Annotated in this window: 13 protein-coding genes; 7 read left to right on the forward strand and 6 right to left on the reverse strand. The window is 36.3% G+C overall.

Annotated elements, in window-relative coordinates:
• Positions 1 to 73: 73 nt before the first annotated feature.
• Entirely contained in the window at positions 74 to 1,864 is a 1,791-nt protein-coding gene (locus VB248_RS13405) for a MutS-related protein (RefSeq protein ID WP_323297297.1), read from the reverse strand.
• Between the two features lie 54 nt (positions 1,865 to 1,918).
• Positions 1,919 to 2,563 carry an oxidoreductase gene (locus VB248_RS13410; protein ID WP_323297298.1) on the reverse strand — a complete coding sequence of 215 codons (645 nt, stop codon included), beginning with the start codon at positions 2,561 to 2,563 and terminating at the stop codon, positions 1,919 to 1,921.
• Positions 2,564 to 2,748: 185 nt separating this feature from the next.
• On the opposite strand from VB248_RS13410, the gene VB248_RS13415 reads away from it, so the two are divergent.
• From VB248_RS13415 to VB248_RS13440, 6 genes are all read left to right on the forward strand, one after another.
• The gene (locus VB248_RS13415; RefSeq protein WP_323297299.1) at positions 2,749 to 6,735 is read left to right on the forward strand and encodes an AAA domain-containing protein; all 3,987 of its coding nucleotides are present in this window, start codon (positions 2,749 to 2,751) and stop codon (positions 6,733 to 6,735) included.
• A 162-nt stretch (positions 6,736 to 6,897) separates the two neighbouring features.
• Entirely contained in the window at positions 6,898 to 7,764 is an 867-nt protein-coding gene (locus VB248_RS13420) for a UbiA family prenyltransferase (protein ID WP_323297300.1), read from the forward strand.
• 110 nt (positions 7,765 to 7,874) lie between these two features.
• A complete protein-coding gene (locus VB248_RS13425; RefSeq protein WP_323297301.1) occupies positions 7,875 to 9,251 on the forward strand; it encodes an L-serine ammonia-lyase in 1,377 nt (458 codons plus the stop codon).
• 357 nt (positions 9,252 to 9,608) lie between these two features.
• Complete coding sequence (lon, locus tag VB248_RS13430; protein WP_323297302.1) at positions 9,609 to 12,095, forward strand: endopeptidase La; 2,487 nt, start codon at positions 9,609 to 9,611, stop codon at positions 12,093 to 12,095.
• A 340-nt stretch (positions 12,096 to 12,435) separates the two neighbouring features.
• Positions 12,436 to 13,170 carry a hypothetical protein gene (locus VB248_RS13435; protein WP_323297303.1) on the forward strand — a complete coding sequence of 245 codons (735 nt, stop codon included), beginning with the start codon at positions 12,436 to 12,438 and terminating at the stop codon, positions 13,168 to 13,170.
• A 150-nt stretch (positions 13,171 to 13,320) separates the two neighbouring features.
• Positions 13,321 to 13,791, forward strand: a complete 471-nt coding sequence (locus tag VB248_RS13440) for a DUF4231 domain-containing protein (protein WP_323297304.1) — start codon at positions 13,321 to 13,323, stop codon at positions 13,789 to 13,791.
• Between the two features lie 94 nt (positions 13,792 to 13,885).
• On the opposite strand, the gene rpsG is transcribed toward VB248_RS13440, so the two are convergent.
• The 4 genes from rpsG to VB248_RS13460 all read right to left on the reverse strand — a co-directional run bounded on the left by rpsG (position 13,886) and on the right by VB248_RS13460 (position 18,420).
• Positions 13,886 to 14,356, reverse strand: coding sequence for a 30S ribosomal protein S7 (gene rpsG, locus VB248_RS13445; protein ID WP_323297305.1), 471 nt, complete (start codon positions 14,354 to 14,356; stop codon positions 13,886 to 13,888).
• 140 nt (positions 14,357 to 14,496) lie between these two features.
• Positions 14,497 to 14,919: a 30S ribosomal protein S12 gene (gene rpsL / locus VB248_RS13450; protein WP_309921726.1), complete on the reverse strand. Its 423-nt coding sequence runs from the start codon at positions 14,917 to 14,919 to the stop codon at positions 14,497 to 14,499.
• A gap of 162 nt (positions 14,920 to 15,081) precedes the next feature.
• Positions 15,082 to 16,278 carry a mannonate dehydratase gene (gene uxuA, locus VB248_RS13455; protein WP_323297306.1) on the reverse strand — a complete coding sequence of 399 codons (1,197 nt, stop codon included), beginning with the start codon at positions 16,276 to 16,278 and terminating at the stop codon, positions 15,082 to 15,084.
• 150 nt (positions 16,279 to 16,428) lie between these two features.
• Positions 16,429 to 18,420 (reverse strand): OmpA family protein, encoded by a 1,992-nt coding sequence (locus VB248_RS13460; protein WP_323297307.1) that lies wholly within the window; start codon positions 18,418 to 18,420, stop codon positions 16,429 to 16,431.
• A gap of 536 nt (positions 18,421 to 18,956) precedes the next feature.
• Here VB248_RS13460 and VB248_RS13465 point away from each other — a divergent pair.
• Entirely contained in the window at positions 18,957 to 20,936 is a 1,980-nt protein-coding gene (locus VB248_RS13465; protein ID WP_323297308.1) for a pseudouridine synthase, read from the forward strand.
• The last annotated feature ends 104 nt before the right edge of the window (positions 20,937 to 21,040 follow it).

Below are 21,040 nucleotides of genomic sequence, written 5' to 3' on the forward strand. Positions count from 1 at the left end.
TTAAGAAATGAAATACGCTATTTAAAGTTAGTTAAATATAGGGAATTGAACAACTGTAACTTTTCTAATTTAATCACATCTCAATCCCAATCCGCTTCATCAATTCACTGGCGTTGAAACTATGGCAAACGCCTTGGCGGAGTTTATAATCGAATACCAAATCATCATTGATTACTTCTGAAGAAAAACTATAATTTTTTACAAAATCCTGCTCGTCAAATTCATCTCCTAACTCTACGTCATGCGTAGAAATAAATCCTGATGCTGAGGTTTTGTGCAATTGCAACATCAAAGCTCTTGCTCCTTCGTGGCGGTCTTTAGAGTTCGTTCCTTTCAGAATTTCATCTAAAAAGTAAAGTATCGAAGGAGTATTTTTATCTTCTTGGGCTACTTCGTCAATCAATTGTTTCAAGCGTTTTAGTTCAGCATAAAAAGACGAAGTACCTTCTTCCAAAGAATCATTGCTTCGCATACTGGTAAATACTTGTAAAGGCGAACATTCAAAGCTTTCAGCACAAACTACCCCTCCAGCTAAAGCCAAAACAATGTTGATGGCAACAGTGCGTTGAAAAGTACTTTTCCCCGACATATTCGAGCCTGTAATGATAATCGTTTTTCCTTCGCCAACTAATTCTATGTCGTTTGATACTCTTTTGCTAGCACGAATCATCGGATGCCCCAAAGCTTTTGCTTTTAACCAAACGCTTTCATTGATAAGGCTCGGTTGAATAAAATCGGGATTTGCAAAACGATAACCGGCTAAACTATTCAAGGCTTCAAACTCAGCAATAACCGCTAACCAAACAGGTAAACTTTCTCGGTGATTTTCTTTCCAATTTTCTAATTTGGTGAAGTACAAAATATCCCACAAAGTAGGTACGCCCACCACAAAAGCAAAAAAGGGATTGGTTCTATTCGCCATTTTGTTGAGAATGTCTTCCAAGCTTCTAATAGCTGTACTTGCGTTTGCAATTTTACTTTTTAATGTTTGGAGTTTTTCTTCTTGAAAATCCTGTTCAACAATCAACTCCGACAAAGTAGCATAAGCTTTCATCGCACCTGCTATCCGATTGGTTTGGTCGAGTGCCAAGGTTACTTCATCATAAATTTGCTTTAGAATGATTCCGTGAACGATTAATAAAGCTAAAGCGAAGTAAATAGGCACTATTCCAATGAGCCAAGCCAACAACACAGGAATTGTGAAATAGGGCAAAAACTTAGCAAACTTAAATAAAGGTTGATTGATTTTAGGGTTTGCAAGCGTATCGTTCCAAGCTAATAATTTATCGGTAGATTCGGATACTTCTTCAATCAACATGGCTGATGCTTCTAAATCTTGTCGCCAATCTATTTTAGGACTAAGTTCTTCTATGGCTTTTTGTCGTAAAAGAATTTCAGTAGTGTCTGCCGAATGTTGTAGCCAATTTGCCAGCGTTTTAGCCCCATCAAAAGTATGAGTACGATTAAGTAATTTGAAGAGCGACTGTTTACCAAAAATATCCAAATCACTGGCGTAAAAATGTTGATTTTCAATAAATTTTTCGCCTGTTTCCGAACGAGTAAAGCTGTTATCCAAACGCTGGATTTCATCTTCGTTAAGGGTACTTAAAACTCTATTTTTATCTCTTAAATACTTTATTTTTAAATGTTTAGTAACCGAAAACAAAAACAAAGCAATGCCCACAAGTAGTACTAAAAGCGAGTAAGCAAAATCATAAAATTCATAAAAAAAGTAAGCAACAAGGGCGACAACTACAAATAAAATAGCCCTAAAAACAGCCCATTGATTATACTGTTTTTGAAATTGTTCAGCAATATTTTGGAAATGGATTTTTCTGGATTGAAAGGTTTCGATGATTGTCATAAGGATATTTTTATTTCAACAAAGATACACAAAGGGTACTGAAAATATCTCAGCCTACAACTCCGCCAACGCATCCGACTCAATGAAATGTACGCCTTTTAAACCTTTGTTAGCCAATACTTGCATTCCTTTTGCGATTTGGGCGGCTTCTATTCCTCTATATTTTTTAAAACTTCCTATTAAAAGGGGTGAAATTACTTTGGCTAATACAATCCCGATTTTTTCGCCCAAACGAAATTCTTGTCTATCGCCCAAAATAAAAGAGGGGCGAACGCTGATGAAATTTTCAAAGCCTAAAGCCTTGATTTTTTGTTCTAAATCGCCTTTGGTTCTTAAATAAAAATTACTTGAATTGGCATCAGAACCAATTGACGAAACCAAAATGTACTGTTTTACGCCATTTGCCTTGGCGATTTTACCCATTTCAAAGGGATAAGTACAATCTATTTTATACTGTGCTTGTTTTGAACCCGCTTTTCGCAAAGTCGTTCCCATCGCACAGAACAAATCATCGCCAATAATTTTTGTACTGTCGAGTTTATCAAAATCAATAATTTCTTGTGTCAATTTTGGATGCTGTAAATCCAAAGGTTTACGAAGCAACAAGGTTACTTTCGAGTACTCAGGATTTTCAAGTATTTGTTTGGCAAGCGTACTTCCGACCAAGCCCGTTGCTCCAATTATTATGGCTGTTTTCATTATCTCTTTCATTTGTTTACTTGTTACTATTTTAAACCTAAAAAACAGATTGTACGTTCATATATAGAATAGGGGAAATATTAAAATTAGACATCTTGAAATTATCGCTAATCACACTAATTTTCTTATCTTTTAGGTAATTTCATTTTGAGTAAATCCGAATCATCAATTGTCAAATATTTATCGTGGAAGAAAATACCTTACAGTCTGTTCTAAAATCATACTTAAAACGACTTACGAATCTGAGTTCGAGGAATAAATCCTTGCTGTTGTTATCTGCTTCCACAGAACAATTTTTGGATGTTCACGAACTTGATTTTCTCTATAAAAAACCTTCATTTCAGTTGATTGAGCAATTGATGGCTCAAAAAAGTACTATTTCGCTTTGCGAAACCCACGACCCACGCTACGAAAAAGTAAACGAATTGAGTAAGCGTTTACGAAAAATTTCAAGACATGAAAAACTGATTGAGGAAGAGCGTGGCTCTGAGGATTTGTATGTGGGCTATCCAATCGTTCAAGGAAAATTCTCGGACGGAACGGTTGTGCGTTGTCCCTTACTTTTTTTTCCTGTTCATCTTCAAACAGTTCTTACGAGTACTGCTGAGGAAAAACAAGAAGTTTGGCAAATCGAAATGCGTGAAGAGCCTATTACGCTCAACCGAAGTTTTTTGTTGGCTTATTCTTACTTCAATAATATTCATTTGACTGACGAGTTTTTAGATTTTTCTTTAGAAGATTTCGCTAAAAATTCGCTTGAATTTCGCACTCAACTGTACGAGTACTTGAAAAACTCTCCATTGAAAGTCAATTTCAACAAGGACTTGTTCAATAATCAATTAATTCCTTTTGAAAAATTCACCAGAGCATCTTTAGAAAGTACCGAACGCAACGGCGAATTGATGCTAATGCCACAGGCTGTACTGGGAATTTTTCCACAGGCTGGTTCATTTTTAGTACCTGATTATGAATTTTTGATTGAAAAATTCACTCAAAATGAAACCTACGCTGTTGAAAATCTTTTTCCCAACCATCGTAGTGATGAAGTCATTCAAATCAAAGAAGAGCAATTACTTACGCCTTTTGAAATTGATACTTCACAAGAAAAAGCCTTGCGTGAAGTAAAGGAAGGGCAGTCGTTGGTAGTACAAGGTCCGCCCGGAACGGGAAAGTCGCAGTTGATTTGTAATCTGGTAGCAGATTTTACGGCTCGTGGCAAAAAAGTATTAGTTGTTTGTCAGAAAAGAGCGGCTTTGGATGTGGTGCAAGAACGACTCACGCAAGTTGGAATGCGTGATTTTGTTGGCAATGTTCACGATTTCAAGAATGATAGAAAAGCTTTGTACGGACAAATTTTGAATCAAATTGAGCAAGTTGAGCATTACCAAAAACAAAATTTGAGTCTTGATTCATTTTTTATTGAAAGAAGTTTCACGCAACAAAGCCGACAAATTGATAAGATTTCGGAAGAATTGCAAGATTTCAAAGAAGCACTTTTTGCCATTAATGACTGCGGCATTTCTGTGAAAGAATTGTACCTGACCAGTGCTGTTGATGAAGATTTTATAGATTTTCCACTGCATTATCAACATTTCAATTTTAATGAATTGGATGAATTTATTAGCAAGTTCAAACAATTTTTGGCTTATTCCACTCGCCTCAATCAAGATGAAAGTATTCAGTTTTGGCAACATCGTTTAAGCTTTCAGCATCGCCAAGCAAGCGAAATTGCTAAAATAGAAGAGGCGATTTTGAGTTTAGATACCTTTGTGAAAAGTATCGAAAAACAATCAGAAGAAGTATTGCAACAAAGACTTTCTTTAGAAAATCTACAAAAAATTGCCAATGAAAAAGCTGAACTTGAGCAAGTAAAAAAAGCCATTATCAACGAAAAAGTATTTGTCACAGCCAAACGTAATTTCACGGAAAAAGTCAAAATTAATAAATTGAAATTGTCGGTACTGGAAGCAGAAGTTGGAGGTTTTTTCTCGGGACAAGGAATAGAAATTACTTTACCCAATGCCGAACTTTTGCCAATGGCTTATCAAATTGACAAAGCGATAAAAGCGAAAGCAAATCCTTTGGGAGGAATCGTTTGGACGCTATTTTCTAAAGAGAAAAAAGCCATCGAAAATCTTGTGATTGCCAACGCACTTAGTCTTTCGGTAGATGATTTAAAAAAATTGCAAGAACGCATCCAACGACGAATAGATTTAGAAAAATGGTGGGAAAAACACGACTATTTATTCTTGGGTAAAAAACCAATAAGTACTTCTGCCGAAGCCTTATGGTTGGGTAAAGGTTATCGTTGGTTTGAACGAAATTTCAAATTATTATACCAAGTTGCCCAGTTTGAAACCGAATTGAAAAACATTAAAAGTATCAATCTCAGCGAATGGCTTAGTGGCTCTTGGACAGACTTTCAAGCGAAATTAAACTTTTTGCAGCAGGCTATAAGCGAGCTTGTGAATTTACAAATCACTTGGAAAAACTACTTATCGGCGACACAAATTCAGCAATTGGCTACACGCCGAAATGCTCCGAAGGCTATTGAGTACTTGCAAAAGTATTTCGATGAAATGCAAGCCTTGGATATTTTAAAAGCAAGTCTTAGCCGAACAGAACAAAGCGTAATGAATCTTTTTTTGAATGAAAAAAATCCAATTGCTTGTTTTACCAACAGCTTGAAACTCGCTTGGATAAAAGAAATTGAAAATAAAAAACCAATTTTAAAAGGAGTAAGTACGCTGAAAATCAAAGAATTAGAAAATTCATTACAAGAAGCTGTTTTGAGTAAACAAAAACTAAGTAAAGAAATTTTATTGCTAAAATTACGGACGCTGACCTATCAGAATTTAGAAAAAAACCGATTGCAAAACATCGTTACTTATCGTGAACTCAAACACCAAGTAGCCAAAAAACGAAAAGTTTGGTCGCTCAGAAAACTGATTGCTGAACTTTCTGATGAAATTTTCAGGCTTGTTCCTTGTTGGTTGGCTTCGCCCGAAACTGTTTCGGCAATATTTCCGATTGAACTTGAACAAACTATTTTTGACCTCGTAATTTTTGATGAAGCCTCTCAATGTTTTTCAGAACAAGGCATTCCAGCACTTTTTAGAGCGAAACAAGTAGTGATTGCAGGCGATTCTAAACAGCTTCAACCCAATGATTTGTATCGACTAAAATTTGATAACGAAAACGAAGAATCGCCTGCTTTGGAGGTTGACTCTTTATTGGATTTGGCTTGCCAGTACTTGCCACAAACACAATTGCGTGGACATTATCGTAGCCGTACTTTAGATTTAATTGATTTTTCAAATCAACATTTTTATAAAAACACCTTACAACTTTTACCTGATTTTCAAGAAATCAATAAAAAAGAACCCGCCATTCAGTACTTGAAAGTAGAAGGAATTTGGGAAAATAACAGTAACCAAATTGAGGCAGAAAAGGTAATTGCTTTGGTAGAATATTATAAAAATACGTTCCCAGAAAAGTCGGTTGGTATTGTTACTTTCAATTTTAAACAGCAAAATCTAATTCAAGATTTAATTGATGCTCAACCCAATTTACGATACAATGAACTTGAAAAAACAACACCTCTATTTGTAAAGAATATTGAAAATGTACAAGGCGACGAACGAGATATTATTATTTTCTCAGTGGCTTATGCAGCAGATAAAAATGGCAAATTGAATATGCAGTTTGGTTCATTGAATCAGCAAGGAGGCGAAAACCGTTTGAATGTAGCCATTACCAGAGCAAAGGAAAAAATCGTAGTAGTTAGCAGTATTTTGCCATATCAACTAAAGGTAGAAAACACCTTGAACGATGGGCCAAAATTATTGAAAAGCTATTTGGAGTACGCCCTAAAAGTATCAGAAGGCAAGTACAAACCACAACCTTTTTCTTCAACAAAGTACCAAGCAAATTGGTTATTGAAAGAACAAATCTCGAAAAATAAAGAAGAGCATTTTAAAGAATTGCCTTTTGCTGATATTACCGTAAAATCGGGAGAAAAGTATGAGTATCTGATTTTAACAGACGATGATTTGTATTACGAACACATTTCTCCGAAAGAAACCTTCGCATATATTCCAGCAGGACTAAAAGCCAAAGGTTGGACTTTTGAGCGTATGTATAGTCGGAATTTTTGGAAGAAAAAAGGATAAAACTTTTGGGTTTTGGATGTCGGGTTTCGGATGTCAGCTTTCGGTGTTCGGATTTTAGGTAATTTTAACATAGGAGTTTGAATTACTAATTATAAAATATCAGCATTTCAAACTCCTCACTTACAATTCACTAATTCGCTCAATTACTCAATACAACCAACTATGAAAAATATTCTCTTACATCTCAGGATTCCATTTTCTTTTTTCCTGATGCCCGTTTATTGGTTTGCTTTGAGCCAAACCCAACAGCCCGATTTTAGCGTAGCGATTGGCGTTTTTATGCTTTTACATTTGTTGATTTATCCTGCTTCTAATGCTTATAATAGTTATTACGACAAGGACGAAGGGGCGATTGGAGGTTTAGAAAATCCGCCTCCTGTGAGCAAAGAATTGTTTTATGTAGCTTGGGCTTTGGATATTGTGGCGGTTGTAATTGCTTTTTTTATTTCAAGTTGGGTTTTAGCGGTGGCTTTGTTGGTGTACAGTAGTGTTTCAAAAGCTTATTCAAATGATGTTATCAGACTAAAAAAATATCCGATTATTAGCTGGCTAACGGTGGGTGTTTTCCAAGGGGCTTTTACTTACTTAACCGTTATTCAATCTATTGATAATATTTCATTGACAGATTTGTTCCAATACAAATATTTGTTTCCAGCGGCTTTGAGTAGCTTTAATTTATTAGGTTTTTACCCGATGACCCAAATTTATCAACACGAAGAAGACGCTAAAAGGGGAGATTTAACCATGAGTAGATTGTTGGGAATCAGAGGTACTTTTCTGTTTACGGCAGGTATTTTTTTATTGGTAACCATTGGCTTTTTCTTCTTTTTTCAAGGAAAAACCATTTTTACTTATCCAACATTTGCGGTTTATTTAGGGTTGATGTCGCCTGTTTTAATCTTTTTTAATGTTTGGTTTTTAAAGGTTTTAAAAGATGAAACCTTAGCCAATTTCAAATATACGATGCAACTCAACTTCTTGGGTTCTATTTGTTTAAACGCATTTTTTGTTTTGCTCTTTTTAAGTTAAGCATAAACGTATAACTATTTTTTATTAAAATATAGTCGGGCGAATACTCATAAAAAAGGGCTTAAAATATGTATATTTATCCCTATAACTGATAATTCATCCTCATGACTATGCACTCAAAAGTAATCACTACTTCTATTTTTGATTTATTCAAAGTTGGGCCTGGTCCATCAAGCTCACACACGATTGGGCCAATGAAGGCAGCCTACGATTTTCTCACAGAAATCAACCACTTGCCGAATACTATTTTTTCAACAAAGCTAAGTATTGAAATTCATTTATACGGTTCATTAAGTGCCACAGGCAAAGGACATGGAACAGACAGAGCCATTGTTGCAGGACTTTTGGGTTGGAAACCAGATGCCTGCGACCCAGTGAAATTTTTGAAGATTCTTAAAAACCCTGATGAGAAATATCCCGTACAATTTCATGAACAACTTATTGAAGTAAATGCCGAAGACTTTTTCTTTCATAAAGGAAAATACGATTCTCCACACGCCAATACAATGGTTTTGAAATTGAAAGAAGGTGAAAATATTCTTCTTGAACACGAGTATTATTCTATCGGTGGTGGTTTTATTTACAGAAAAGGCGAAAAACAACAGCAAGCCAACATGCCTGTGCCACCCTACCCCTACACCACCATGAAAGATTTAAAAGCCCATCTTAGCCGTGAAAAAATCACTTTGACGGAGCTAATGATGGCAAACGAAATGGCATTGACAGGAGTAAGTAAAAAAGAAATCGAAAAAAGGATAGATACTATTTTGGATTTTATGCACAAAGCCGTGAAGCGAGGACTAAAAGACAAAAGAATTCTACCCGGTACGATTAAATTAAGCCGAAAAGCTCCTTTACTTTATGAGAAAGCTAAAAACTTAGCCATTACCAGTGATAGTTTTTTGATTTTTCTAAATGCCTATTGTTTGGCAGCCTCCGAAGAAAACGCTGCTGGAAATATCGTTGTAACAGCTCCTACTTCTGGGGCATCAGGAGTAATTCCGGGCATTACTTATTTGATAAAAAATCATTTTCACTACTCGCCAGCCTTGATGCGTGATGGCATGTGGGCAGCGGCAGCAGTTGGCTTTTTGGTAAAACACAATGCCAGTATTTCGGGAGCAGAAATGGGTTGTATGGGCGAAATCGGCACGGCTTCGGCGATGGCAGCGGCGATGCTTACTTACTGTGCTACCAAAGATATAAATGCGATGGAATCGGCGGCTGAAATCGGTATCGAACATCATTTGGGAATGACTTGCGACCCTATCGGTGGATATGTTCAAATTCCTTGTATCGAACGCAACGCAATGGGAGCAGTAAAATCCTATAACGCATTTTTATTAGCAACTTCTGGAAATAGTTCGTTACAAAAAATTTCATTGGATAGTGTTATCAAAGTAATGAAAGCCACAGGGAAAGATATGTCGAAAAAATATAAAGAAACATCCGAAGCAGGTTTAGCATTAAGTGCAACAGAATGTTAGCAAAAACGTTTTGATAAATAAGCCTATTTCAAATCATTAACCAACAAACGAAAGTAATTACTCAATGCCAATTTTTGTCAATCATCCACAATCTTTTTATAAGTTTATGAAAATACCTGTCAATGTGTCAATTGGCATAAGGTTTGACCATTTAATAAATCAAATTTGATTGTATTAATTTTAAATGTAATTTTATGTATTCTGTCATAGTGGCAGAATATTCCATTTGAATTTGGAAATATCACTTTATAACTCTTAAACCCCTTTAAAGTATTTTTATAAAATTAATATTCACACTCTGAGGATTTCCTACATTACTATTGTTCAACATATTTCCAAATTTGCATAATTCATAATATGAGTCTCGATAAAAACTTTTTAAATAACCTTAAACTTGCCGAAATTTCTGATTTCGAAGGCATAGAGCTGATTCCATTAGGTTCGGAAGGAGTTGACGATGAAAAATTGGGAAAACTCACCAACGAATTACCTATTTTGCCTATCCGCAATGTGATTCTATTCCCAGGTATGGTTATTCCAATTACTGTGGGAAGACAAAAATCTGTTCGCCTTGTAAAAAAAGCTTATAAAGGCAATAGAACAATTGGTGTAATTACGCAAGCAAATCCCAATAAAGAAGAACCGACTGGCGATGATTTATATAAAATAGGAACAGTAGCACACATCATTAAAATGATTGTGTTGCCCGGTGGAAATACGACCATCATCGTACAAGGTCGTAAGCGTTTTGAAGTACAAGAATATACCAAAACAGAGCCAAATTTAATTGCCAAAGTTACTTATCTTGAAGACAACCTTCCAGCAAAACTGAACAAAGAAAACAAAGCCTTGATTCAGTCGCTGAGAGAAATGGCTTCACGAATTTTGTTCTTGAATCCCGAGATTCCTCGTGAGGCACAAATCGCTTTGGATAATATCGAATCACCCAATTTCTTGATTCACTTCCTTTCTGCCAATGTAAATGCTGAATTAGCAGAAAAACAACAATTGTTGGAGACTATCAACGGACTTGACCAAGCTCGTAGATTACTCGAATTGATGATGACTGATATTGACTTACTGGAAATCAAGCGTGAAATCCAAAGTAAAGCCAGTAGCGACATCGACCAACAACAAAGAGATTATTACTTACGCCAACAAATAAAAGTTTTACAAGAAGAACTTGGCGTTGATAGCCCCGAAGCCGAAATTGATAAAATTAGAGCGAAAGGAGCAAATAAAAAATGGAGTAAAGAAATTGGCGAACACTTCCAGAAAGAACTTGGCAAATTACAACGTACTAATTCAATGTCGGCTGAATATCCGATGCTGATGAACTATGTAGAATTGTTGGTTGATTTACCTTGGAACGAAACCACAAAAGATAATTTCGACCTCAAAAAAGCCCAAAAAGTACTTGATTCAGACCATTTCGGACTTGAAAAAGTGAAGGAAAGAATCATTGAGTACTTGGCAGTTTTGAAAATGAAAGGCAATATGAAAGCCCCAATTTTGTGTTTGTACGGCCCTCCGGGGGTTGGAAAAACCTCTTTGGGAAAATCCGTTGCCAAAGCATTAGGTCGTAAGTACGTAAGAATGGCATTGGGTGGTTTACATGACGAATCTGAAATCAGAGGTCACCGTAAAACCTACATCGGAGCAATGCCCGGAAAATTGATTCAGAATATCAAAAAAGCTGGCTCGGCGAATCCTGTTTTTATCTTAGATGAAATTGATAAAGTAGGTTCAGACCACCGTGGCGACCCTTCTTCGGCTTTGTTGGAAGTACTTGACCCAGAACAAAACAATGCTTTCATGGACAATTATTTGGAAGTAGAATACGACCTTTCAAAAGTATTGTTCATTGCTACGGCAAACTCTTTGGATACGATTCATCCTGCCCTGCTCGACCGTATGGAAATAATCGACATAAGCGGTTATACCATGGAAGAGAAGATTCAAATTGCGAAAAAACACCTTGTTCCTAAACAAAAAGAAGAACACGGTTTAGATAGCAAAGCATTGAATATTACAGATGGAGCATTGCAGAAACTCATTGAAGGCTATACTCGTGAATCGGGCGTTCGGAAACTCGAACAGCAAGTAGGTAAATTGATTCGTAAAATTACCAAATCAATTGCCATGCAAGAGGAATATCCTAAAATGATAAAACCCGAAGAAGTAGTAAAACTTTTAGGACAAGAATTATTCGATAAAGATTTATATGAAACCAACGATACTGCGGGCGTTGTAACAGGCTTAGCTTGGACACCAGTAGGCGGTGATATTTTATTTATTGAATCTATTCTGAACCGAGGAAAAGGAGGAGTAACGCTTTCGGGACAATTAGGCGATGTGATGAAAGAATCTGCTATGGCAGCACTTTCATACTTGAGAGCCCATGCCGATGAGTATGATATTGATTATCGTATTTTCGATAATTATAATCTCCATATTCACGTACCTGCTGGAGCAGTACCAAAAGATGGCCCTTCGGCTGGTATTACCATGACGACTTCCATTGCCTCTGCTTTAACGCAACGCAAAGTGAAGCCACATTTAGCCATGACGGGCGAAGTAACCCTCAGAGGAAAAGTATTGCCAGTAGGAGGTATCAAAGAGAAAATTTTGGCAGCCAAACGTGCCGGTATTCAAGAAATTATTCTTTGTCATAAAAACAGAAAAGACATTGAAGAAATCACGCCTTCGTACATTGCTGACCTTACTTTCCATTATGTTGACATGGTAGATGAAGTGTTGCAAATCGCCTTAATGAAAGAAAAAGTATCAAAACCCATCAACTTTATTTTTCCAGAAGAAAAAAGAGAAGTAGTTTTGAATTAATACCAAAAGAGTCCATTGAAATTGAATTTTCAGTGGACTCTTTTTATTAAATACCTTTTTACAAAAGCCCCCAAAAGTATTGATTTACCCTTATTGTACAATTCCCATCATTGCTCCCAAAAACCTATATTTTTTTCTGCTGACATAAGTAAAAGTCATTATGTTTTTAAAAAATATAAAAAAAATTATAAATTTAAGATTGATATTATGAATAAATTCTTCATATTTAGGATTCAAGAATCTAAATAATTACGCCAAGAATATTTTTTTGCTTTGTTTTAGTTTAAGACAATAATCCAAAACGACATTTCGTTTTCTTGAGTATATTATTACCACTATTATGAAACAGTTAATTGTTATCCTTATTTTTTCGACAAGTATTTCATCTTTATTAGCTCAAGATAATACTGTTTCTTTGGCAAGCAACCGAGCAATAGCGAAAAAGGAACTTATGCCCGACAGCCAAGATGTGAAATACATTGCTCTTTTTGGTAATAAGAAAGCGGCAGATGAAGAAGTAATTAAATCTAAAGAATTCTTCCGTCAGTGTGACCAAAACTTCAAAGACCGTGCAGAAGCCAGTAAATTCTTTGCTGAAAGAGGTTGGGAATATTTGAGTGAAGGCTTGTTAGATACGGCTACTTATCGTTTCAATTTATGTTATCTTCTCGACCCAAACAACGTAGAGGCTTACTGGGGTTTAGGTTCTGTAAGTTATCAGAAAAAGAACTACGAAGAATCTGCTAAGTTATTACGAAAAGGTTTGGTTTTAGCTCCTGAAAACCCAACCTTGATGATTGATGTTGCTACGGTTCAGATTGCTTGTTTTAAAGAAAAAAAGAACTGTGATGACATTGACGATGCTTTAGCTTTATTAGAAAAATCACTGACGATTGATTCAACAAATGCAAATGGCTGGCTAAAATACTCTATTGCTGAGTACGAATTAGAACATTATGACAAAGCTTGGACTTACTTTCATAAGTGTAGATCCTTAGATATAACAATGATTGATATGGGTTTTCTTCAAGAATTATTAGTTAAAAAAGAAGATCCTTTAGGTGTTTTTAAATAAACAAAATCATTCAAAAAAAGCCTCTTTCTTGGTATCAGGAAAGAGGCTTTTTTATGCTCAAATAAAAAGTGATTAGAATTTGTATTGAAATTTGTACTTTCAAAAAGATATTTCTAATATTATGGATTATCTAAAAATCCCTAATTAGTTATGACAGAACAAGAATACTTCGACCAACGCTTGGAAGACCAAAGAGCATTTTTTGAGAAAAAAAGTACTGAAAATAAAAAAAAGTACTTTAGATTTAAAGTTATTGTAATCATCCTTTCAGCATCTTTACCCTTTGTCGTTAAGTATAGCGACGTACCTGCTTTTCCTGAAATTATCGGTTTGATTGGTGTTATCATTTCCATTTTAAGCGGTATTGATACACTTTACAATTATCAAGAACACTGGGTAAATTACCGAAAAGTAGAAGAAGCTTTGAAGAGAGAGAAATTCTTGTATCTCACAGATTCAGAACCTTATAATACACGTACTAAGTTTAAAAAATTTGTTGCTAATATAGAAAGTATCATTGCTTCAGAAAACAATGAATGGGTAAATGTCAATAAAAATCAGCCTTCACAAGTAAGTACTAATACTTTGAGCCAAGACAAACCTCCCGTTTCAGAAGAATAGTATTCTAAAGTATCAAGCTATAAAAACAAAAAAGCGAAAGCCTCTCGGTTTTCGCTTTTTTGCTGTGTGTATCTCGTTGTTGTTAATAATTGAATTAGAATCTGAAGTGAGAGAATGCTTTGTTAGCTTCTGCCATACGGTGCGTATCATCTTTCTTCTTCACTGCTGCACCTTCACCTTTAGCTGCTGCCATGATTTCGTTAGCAAGACGGTCGATCATAGTTTTATCTCCACGCTTACGAGCATAAAGAATTAACCATTTCATACCTACTGATAACTTACGGTCTGCACGTACTTCCGTTGGAACTTGGAAAGTAGCACCACCTACACGACGGCTTTTTACTTCTACCGATGGCATAACGTTGTTTAATGCTTTTTTGAATAGCTCTAAACCGTTTTTCTCTTTGGTTCTTTCTTCAACTTTGTCTAATGCACCGTAAAAAATTGTAAATGCTGTTGATTTTTTACCGTCGTACATCAAGTTATTAACAAACTTGGTTACCATTACATCCCTAAATTTAGGATCAGGTAATACGTATCTCTTTTTTGGTTTTGACTTTCTCATTGGATTGTTAAGATTTTAAGTTTAGCCCATCTTCTGCCCTTAACTAAAGCATACTGGACTGTTTTTGTAATTTGATGATTTGAAAATTTGATGATTTGAAAATGTTATACTTTCAAATTTCTCAATTAACGAATATCAAATTATTTTTTCTTACCGCCTTTTCCGCCTTTTACTGGAGCTGCCACTTGACCTGGTTTAGGACGTTTAGCACCATATTTAGAACGACGTTGACGACGACCATTTACACCAGCAGTATCTAATGCACCACGGATGATATGGTAACGTACCCCTGGTAAGTCTTTCACACGACCACCACGAATCAATACGATTGAGTGTTCTTGCAAGTTGTGTCCTTCACCTGGAATATAAGCGTTTACTTCTTTGCCGTTTGTTAAACGTACACGGGCTACTTTACGCATCGCCGAGTTTGGCTTCTTAGGCGTAGTAGTATAAACCCTTGTACACACGCCACGACGTTGCGGACAAGAATCAAGAGCAGGAGATTTCGACTTCCAAGTCATTTGCTCCCTGCCATTTCTTACTAACTGTTGTATAGTTGGCATTTTGTGTTGTTTTAATAGAGATACACATATCTGATTTTTAAACACTTAGCTAATCATTCTCCGAAAAATTTACTTTTACCTTGAAGGATTTCGTATAATTACCTCAAAATCAGGGGTGCAAAATTACGCAAAGTATCTGAGATACAAAAGGTTTAATTAAATTTATTTAACATCTAAGCTACGTTCAATGCCTAATTCTAAGCCTCGTAGCTCTGCCAAGCCTCTCAAACGCCCAATTGCTGTATAACCCGGGTTGGTTCGCTTCTCTGGATTGAGGTCATCTAACATTCTGTGTCCGTGGTCGGGGCGGAATGGTAAACGGTAATCATTTCTACCAGCTTCGATTCTTTTACGCTGTTCGATTACCAAAGCTTTCATTACGCCGTACATATCCACATCGCCAGCAAGGTGGTCTGCTTCGTGGAAATTTCCTTCTGCATCACGCTTGGTTGCTCTTAAATGGACAAAATTGATTCTATCTCCTAATCTTTCTACCATGCCAACCAAATCGTTGTCTTCACGAACGCCATAGCTACCTGTGCAGAAACACAAGCCATTGTTAGGGCTTTCGTAAGCTTCCAAAATTTGTTTTGCATCAGCTTCTGTACTTACTACTCTTGGTAAGCCTAAAATTGGATACGGCGGGTCGTCGGGGTGAATGGCTAAATTAATGCCCGCTTCTTCGGCTACGGGCGTGATTTCTCTTAGAAATTCATAAAGGTTCTCTCTTAATTCTTTATCGCCTACTTCTTTGTAGCCTTCCAAAACGACTAAAAATTCTTCTACGGTAAAACTTTCTTCGCTTCCCGGCAAACCTGCGATAATATTACGAGTAAGTTTTTCACGCTGTGCTTCGGTAGAGTTTTCAAACCAAGCTTTGGCTTTTTCTAATTGAAGGGCTGTATAACTTGCTTCGGCATTTGGTCTTTTTAAAATATAGATTTCAAAAGCCGCAAACTCGGTGGCATCAAAACGCAAAGCCGTTGAGCCATCTGCCATCGGAGCATCTAAGTCGGTACGAGTCCAATCTAAAACAGGCATGAAATTATAGCAAACGGTATCAATGCCACATTTTCCAAGATTGATTAATGATTGCTTATAATTTTCAATATACTCACGATAGTTTCCTGTACGTTTTTTGATGTCTTCATGCACAGGTACACTTTCAATTACTGATAAAGTCAAGCCCGCTGCTTCTACTTCTGCTTTACGTTTTTGGATTTCATCTACCGTCCAGATTACGCCATTAGGTAAATGGTGTAAAGCCGTAACGATTCCTGTTGCTCCTGCTTGACGAATATGGGCTAATGGAACTGGGTCTTTTGTTCCAAACCAACGAAATGTTTGTTCTAAAGGCATTTTGCTAAATGAATAATAGATTGATAATAAAATATAAAGAAGTATAAGGACTTTATTTACCCATTTCGGCACACAAAAAAATAGAGGCTTTTGCAGTACTTTATAAATAAGTATTACAAAAGCCTCTATGGAGCTATATTAATTTGAAAATTAGTTTACAGAAATTACTTTAAATTCTGTTCTACGGTTCAATTGATGTTCTTCTTCGGTACATGGAACGCCATCAGCACATTTGTTCACCAATTGACTTTCGCCATAACCTTTGGCTATAATTCTCGCTGGCGAAATTCCTTTTGAAATAATGTAAGCAACGGCTGCATCGGCTCTTCTTTGCGAAAGTTTCGCATTATACTCTGTGGTAGCTCGTGAGTCGGTATGTGAGCCTAACTCCAATTTAATAGTAGGATTATCATTCAAAATCTGAACGATTTTATCTAATTCTGGCGAAGCATCACTTCTAATATTTGCTTTATCTAAATCGTAATAAATTGGAGCTATTTGAAAGAGTTTTGTAATTTCTTTTCCAACCTCTGGTTTATCTAATTTGATACTTGCATAGAAAATCGTGTCGGTTTCTGTTTTAGTAAGTTTTTCTAATGGAATAGATTTTCCGACCATCGTAAAAGGCTCACGTTTGGTGAAATAACCTTTTTTCTCCGTCACCAAAGTATAGCTTTGGTCTTCTTCTAATTTTACTTTGCCAAATTTACCAGCCTTTGTATAAAGCTCGTCTATTGCCTGATTACTCGCATTGTCGATGATGGCTACTTTCACAGAATCAAGAGCTTGGTCGTTCATGTCTGTTACATTTCCAATCAAATAATAGCGAACGATTTTTTTCTTATTAGGATTCTCTTTGGCTAAAATCGGCGGAACGTCGTACTTTTTATCTGGTTGAGTATTTTCAAAATAATAAATATCGTCGTCTCCTTTACCAGAATCACGGTTTGAAGCAAAGTAACCTTTGGTAGAATCAATGGCAACTAAACCAAAATCATCAAAACGAGAGTTGAGCGGAATTCCCAAATGCTCAACCGTAATTTCTCCATTTTTACGAGTAGCCACAAATAAATCTAAACCGCCAATACCAGCATGACCATCCGAAGAGAAGTATAATTTGCCATCCGAAGAAACATAAGGAAACATTTCATCGCCTGCTGTATTGATTTCCGAACCTAAATTAATGGCTCTTCCGAAGCGTCCTGCTTTGTCGATATTGGCACGATACAAATCTATACCGCCTTTTCCACCTGCACGGTTCGAACCAAAATAAAGTGTTTTATTATCTGCCGAAAATGACGGGCAACCATCCCAAGCCAAAGAATCTGAAACCGAAATTACTTCTGGTTCTGTCCAAACGCCATCAACATTTCTTGAAATATACAAATCTACATCTGGCGAATCGTCTGAGCGTTTTCCTGCGTTTCCTCTGGCAAAAACCATTGTTTTTCCATCTTTCGAGAAAGTAGGCGTTCCTTCATTGACATTATTTTTGAAAACATTGGCACTAAAAAGATTGGGCGTTCCCAATTCGGTTGGCGAATTCAAAGAAGCACGATACAAGCCTAAATAAGGCAAACCATTACTTTTATAAACGATGTCTTTGCGAGAAGCCGTAAAAATCAAATCATTTCCTTGAATGATAGGAGCAAACTCTGCCCCCGAAGAATTGATATTCAAAGGCTTTAATTCAATAAAAGTTTTTTTATTTGCCAAAGCTTCTACTTCTTCCAATTGGTCGATTTCTGCTTGTGCTTTGGCTTTGAAAACCTTGCTTGGTACGCCAGAAAGATATTTTTCAAAATTTTGGGCAGCCTCTTGATACTTGCCTTGCATTTTCAAAGCCATTCCCAAATGATAACGCAAATCGGTGTCTTTACTTCCAGAAGCTAATGCTTTTTCGTAAAACTCACTTGCTAAAGTTAAGCGATTAGACAATCTATATGATTCGGCAATGAAATAATTGGTCTTTCCAGATTCATAATTGGCAGCAGATGCTTTTTTAAATTCTTTAATGGCTAATTCGTACTCGCCATTGTCAAATTTTTTCTGTCCTTTTTTAAACGATTGTAAAGCTGAATTACAACTATTCAACAAGATAATCGCAGCGAAAAGAGCTATAAGTTGACGAAATTTTTGCATAGTTTTCTTTTGAGAGAATTAATTTGATAAATCTGAGTAAAGGTTTTGGCTACGTTTAATTTAAAATAATGAAGTTGGAAAATGAACGAAATTTACTCAGAATACGGTAAATATAACCAATTTATAAACGTCTTTTGGCGTAAAATGATTGTACTCTAAAGATTTTAATTTAGACAACATTAATAATGACCTTGAAATTACTTTAAAAGAAATCTGAATAAACGATTTTTTTACTGAATCATAAGCCTTTGAACAGCCTAAAATTGAGTGAAAGTAAAGAGAAAAAAAATCTTTAAAAATTTGTACTTTAAGAAGTATCAAAAGTATAAAAATTTATTGTACCTTTGCGAGCCTTTTATCAAAAGGCAATATTTAAGTTTCTGAAAGTGAATTACTTATTTTTATTTCACCTTTATTTTAAAGATTTTTTCAGAGACTAAAATATTTTATTTTACAGCAGTGATGTTGCAATATTTCAACTAAGACATCCACGGAAGGAAAACTGATAATTTCTGTATCCGTCGATAAAATTAACAATGAGAAAGCGAATCGAAAAAGAAGATTTGGGCTTCGAGAGAAGACAACAAACTCGTGAAAGAAAAGACGAGTTAAGCCGTGAATTAGGACGTGAAGTGCCTACAAGAAAGACTTACGGAGGTGATGCAGAACGCAGACCACAGGGCGAAAGAAGAGAGTTTAACGCAGGTGAGCGTCGTGATTTCAAACCACAAGGCGAAAGAAGAGAGTTTAACTCAGGCGAACGTCGTGATTTCAAACCACAAGGTGAAAGAAGAGAATTCAACTCAGGCGAACGTCGTGATTTCAAACCACAAGGCGAAAGAAGAGAGTTTAACTCAGGCGAACGTCGTGATTTTAAACCACAAGGCGAAAGAAGAGAATTTAACTCAGGTGAACGTCGTGACTTCAAACCACAAGGCGAAAGAAGAGAATTTAACTCAGGTGAACGTCGTGATTTCAAACCACAGGGCGAAAGAAGAGAATTTAATTCAGGCGAACGTCGTGATTTTAAACCACAAGGCGAAAGAAGAGAATTTAACTCGGGCGAACGTCGTGACTTCAAACCACAAGGCGAAAGAAGAGAATTCAACTCAGGCGAACGTCGTGATTTTAAACCACAAGGCGAAAGAAGAGAATTCAACTCAGGCGAACGTCGTGATTTTAAACCACAAGGCGAAAGAAGAGAATTTAACTCGGGCGAACGTCGTGACTTCAAACCACAAGGCGAAAGAAGAGAATTTAATTCGGGCGAACGTCGTGATTTTAAACCACAAGGTGAAAGAAGAGAATTTAATTCGGGCGAACGTCGTGATTTCAAACCACAAGGCGAAAGAAGAGAATTTAATTCAGGCGAACGTCGTGATTTCAAACCACAGGGCGAAAGAAGAGAATTTAACTCAGGCGAACGTCGTGATTTCAAACCACAAGGTGAAAGAAGAGAATTTAACTCAGGCGAACGTCGTGATTTTAAACCACAAGGTGACAAACCAGCTTTTGAACGCAAAGAGTTTGTAGATAAAAGAAAACCTGTTGGCAAAAGATTTGATAAAGGCGACTTTAACAAACCTCGTCCGGGAGTTGAAAGTTTTGAAAAAAAAAGTCGAGGCGATAAATCTGAAAAAACCTTTGGTTCGTCCAAAGCAAATTTCGGAGGAGATAACCTTTTCAAAGCTCATAGACCAGTAGAACAGTCTGATAAATGGACACCTAACTACAAGCTTGACAAGTACAAAGAAACCGCTCCAAAGAAAGTTCAGAAATTGATTGAAAAATCTGAGCATAAATCTACTTCTGAAGTACGTTTGAACCGCTACATTGCGAACTCAGGCGTTTGTTCTCGTAGAGAAGCGGATGATTTAATCAAAGCTGGCGAAATTAAAGTAAATGGTACGGTAGTAACCGAAATGGGCTATCAAGTAAAGCCAGGCGATATTGTAAAGTACGGTAGCAAAAAGTTGAATCGTGAGAAAATGGTATATGTTTTGGTGAACAAACCGAAAGATTTTATCACAACCACAGAAGACCCGAACGACCGTAAAACAGTAATGGATTTAGTGAAAAATGCTTGTGAAGAACGTATCTACCCAGTAGGTCGTTTGGACAGAAACACGACAGGTCTTTTATTATTAACAAACGACGGGGAGTTGGCAGATAAATTGACTCACCCTTCAAATGAAGTAGAGAAATTATACCAAGTTGAATTAGATAAACCTCTGACAGAAGAGCATTTCGAGCAAATCAAAGGGGGTATTACTTTAGAAGATGGCGAAATCAAAGCTGATGAATTAGGCATTGTTACTCCTGACGCTATGGTAGTTGGTATCAAAATTCACTCTGGAAGAAATAGAATTGTTAGACGTATTTTTGAATCTTTAGGTTATGAAGTATTAAAACTTGACAGAACGACCTTCGCAGGTTTAACCAAAAAAGACTTACCAAGAGGTACTTGGCGTTTCTTAACAGAAAGAGAAGTTGTAAAGCTGAAATTCTATAAGTAAGCTGTCTGCCATGAGCAATCAGCTATGAGATTTTTAATTTTACAAAATCTCAAGTCTTTTATCTTTTGTCTTTATGACGTTAAAGTAAAAATTAAAAAAGCCAC

Origin of the sequence: Arcicella rigui (genome assembly GCF_034929435.1) — a bacterium.
GTDB lineage: Bacteria > Bacteroidota > Bacteroidia > Cytophagales > Spirosomataceae > Arcicella > Arcicella rigui.

Coding starts and splice junctions, on each gene's coding strand:
- VB248_RS13405 (WP_323297297.1), bottom strand. CDS start 1,864: ATGACAATCATCGAAACCTTTCAATCCAGAAAAATCCATTTCCAAAAT.
- VB248_RS13410 (WP_323297298.1), bottom strand. CDS start 2,563: ATGAAAACAGCCATAATAATTGGAGCAACGGGCTTGGTCGGAAGTACG.
- VB248_RS13420 (WP_323297300.1), top strand. CDS start 6,898: ATGAAAAATATTCTCTTACATCTCAGGATTCCATTTTCTTTTTTCCTG.
- VB248_RS13425 (WP_323297301.1), top strand. CDS start 7,875: ATGCACTCAAAAGTAATCACTACTTCTATTTTTGATTTATTCAAAGTT.
- lon (WP_323297302.1), top strand. CDS start 9,609: ATGAGTCTCGATAAAAACTTTTTAAATAACCTTAAACTTGCCGAAATT.
- VB248_RS13435 (WP_323297303.1), top strand. CDS start 12,436: ATGAAACAGTTAATTGTTATCCTTATTTTTTCGACAAGTATTTCATCT.
- VB248_RS13440 (WP_323297304.1), top strand. CDS start 13,321: ATGACAGAACAAGAATACTTCGACCAACGCTTGGAAGACCAAAGAGCA.
- rpsG (WP_323297305.1), bottom strand. CDS start 14,356: ATGAGAAAGTCAAAACCAAAAAAGAGATACGTATTACCTGATCCTAAA.
- rpsL (WP_309921726.1), bottom strand. CDS start 14,919: ATGCCAACTATACAACAGTTAGTAAGAAATGGCAGGGAGCAAATGACT.
- uxuA (WP_323297306.1), bottom strand. CDS start 16,278: ATGCCTTTAGAACAAACATTTCGTTGGTTTGGAACAAAAGACCCAGTT.
- VB248_RS13460 (WP_323297307.1), bottom strand. CDS start 18,420: ATGCAAAAATTTCGTCAACTTATAGCTCTTTTCGCTGCGATTATCTTG.
- VB248_RS13465 (WP_323297308.1), top strand. CDS start 18,957: ATGAGAAAGCGAATCGAAAAAGAAGATTTGGGCTTCGAGAGAAGACAA.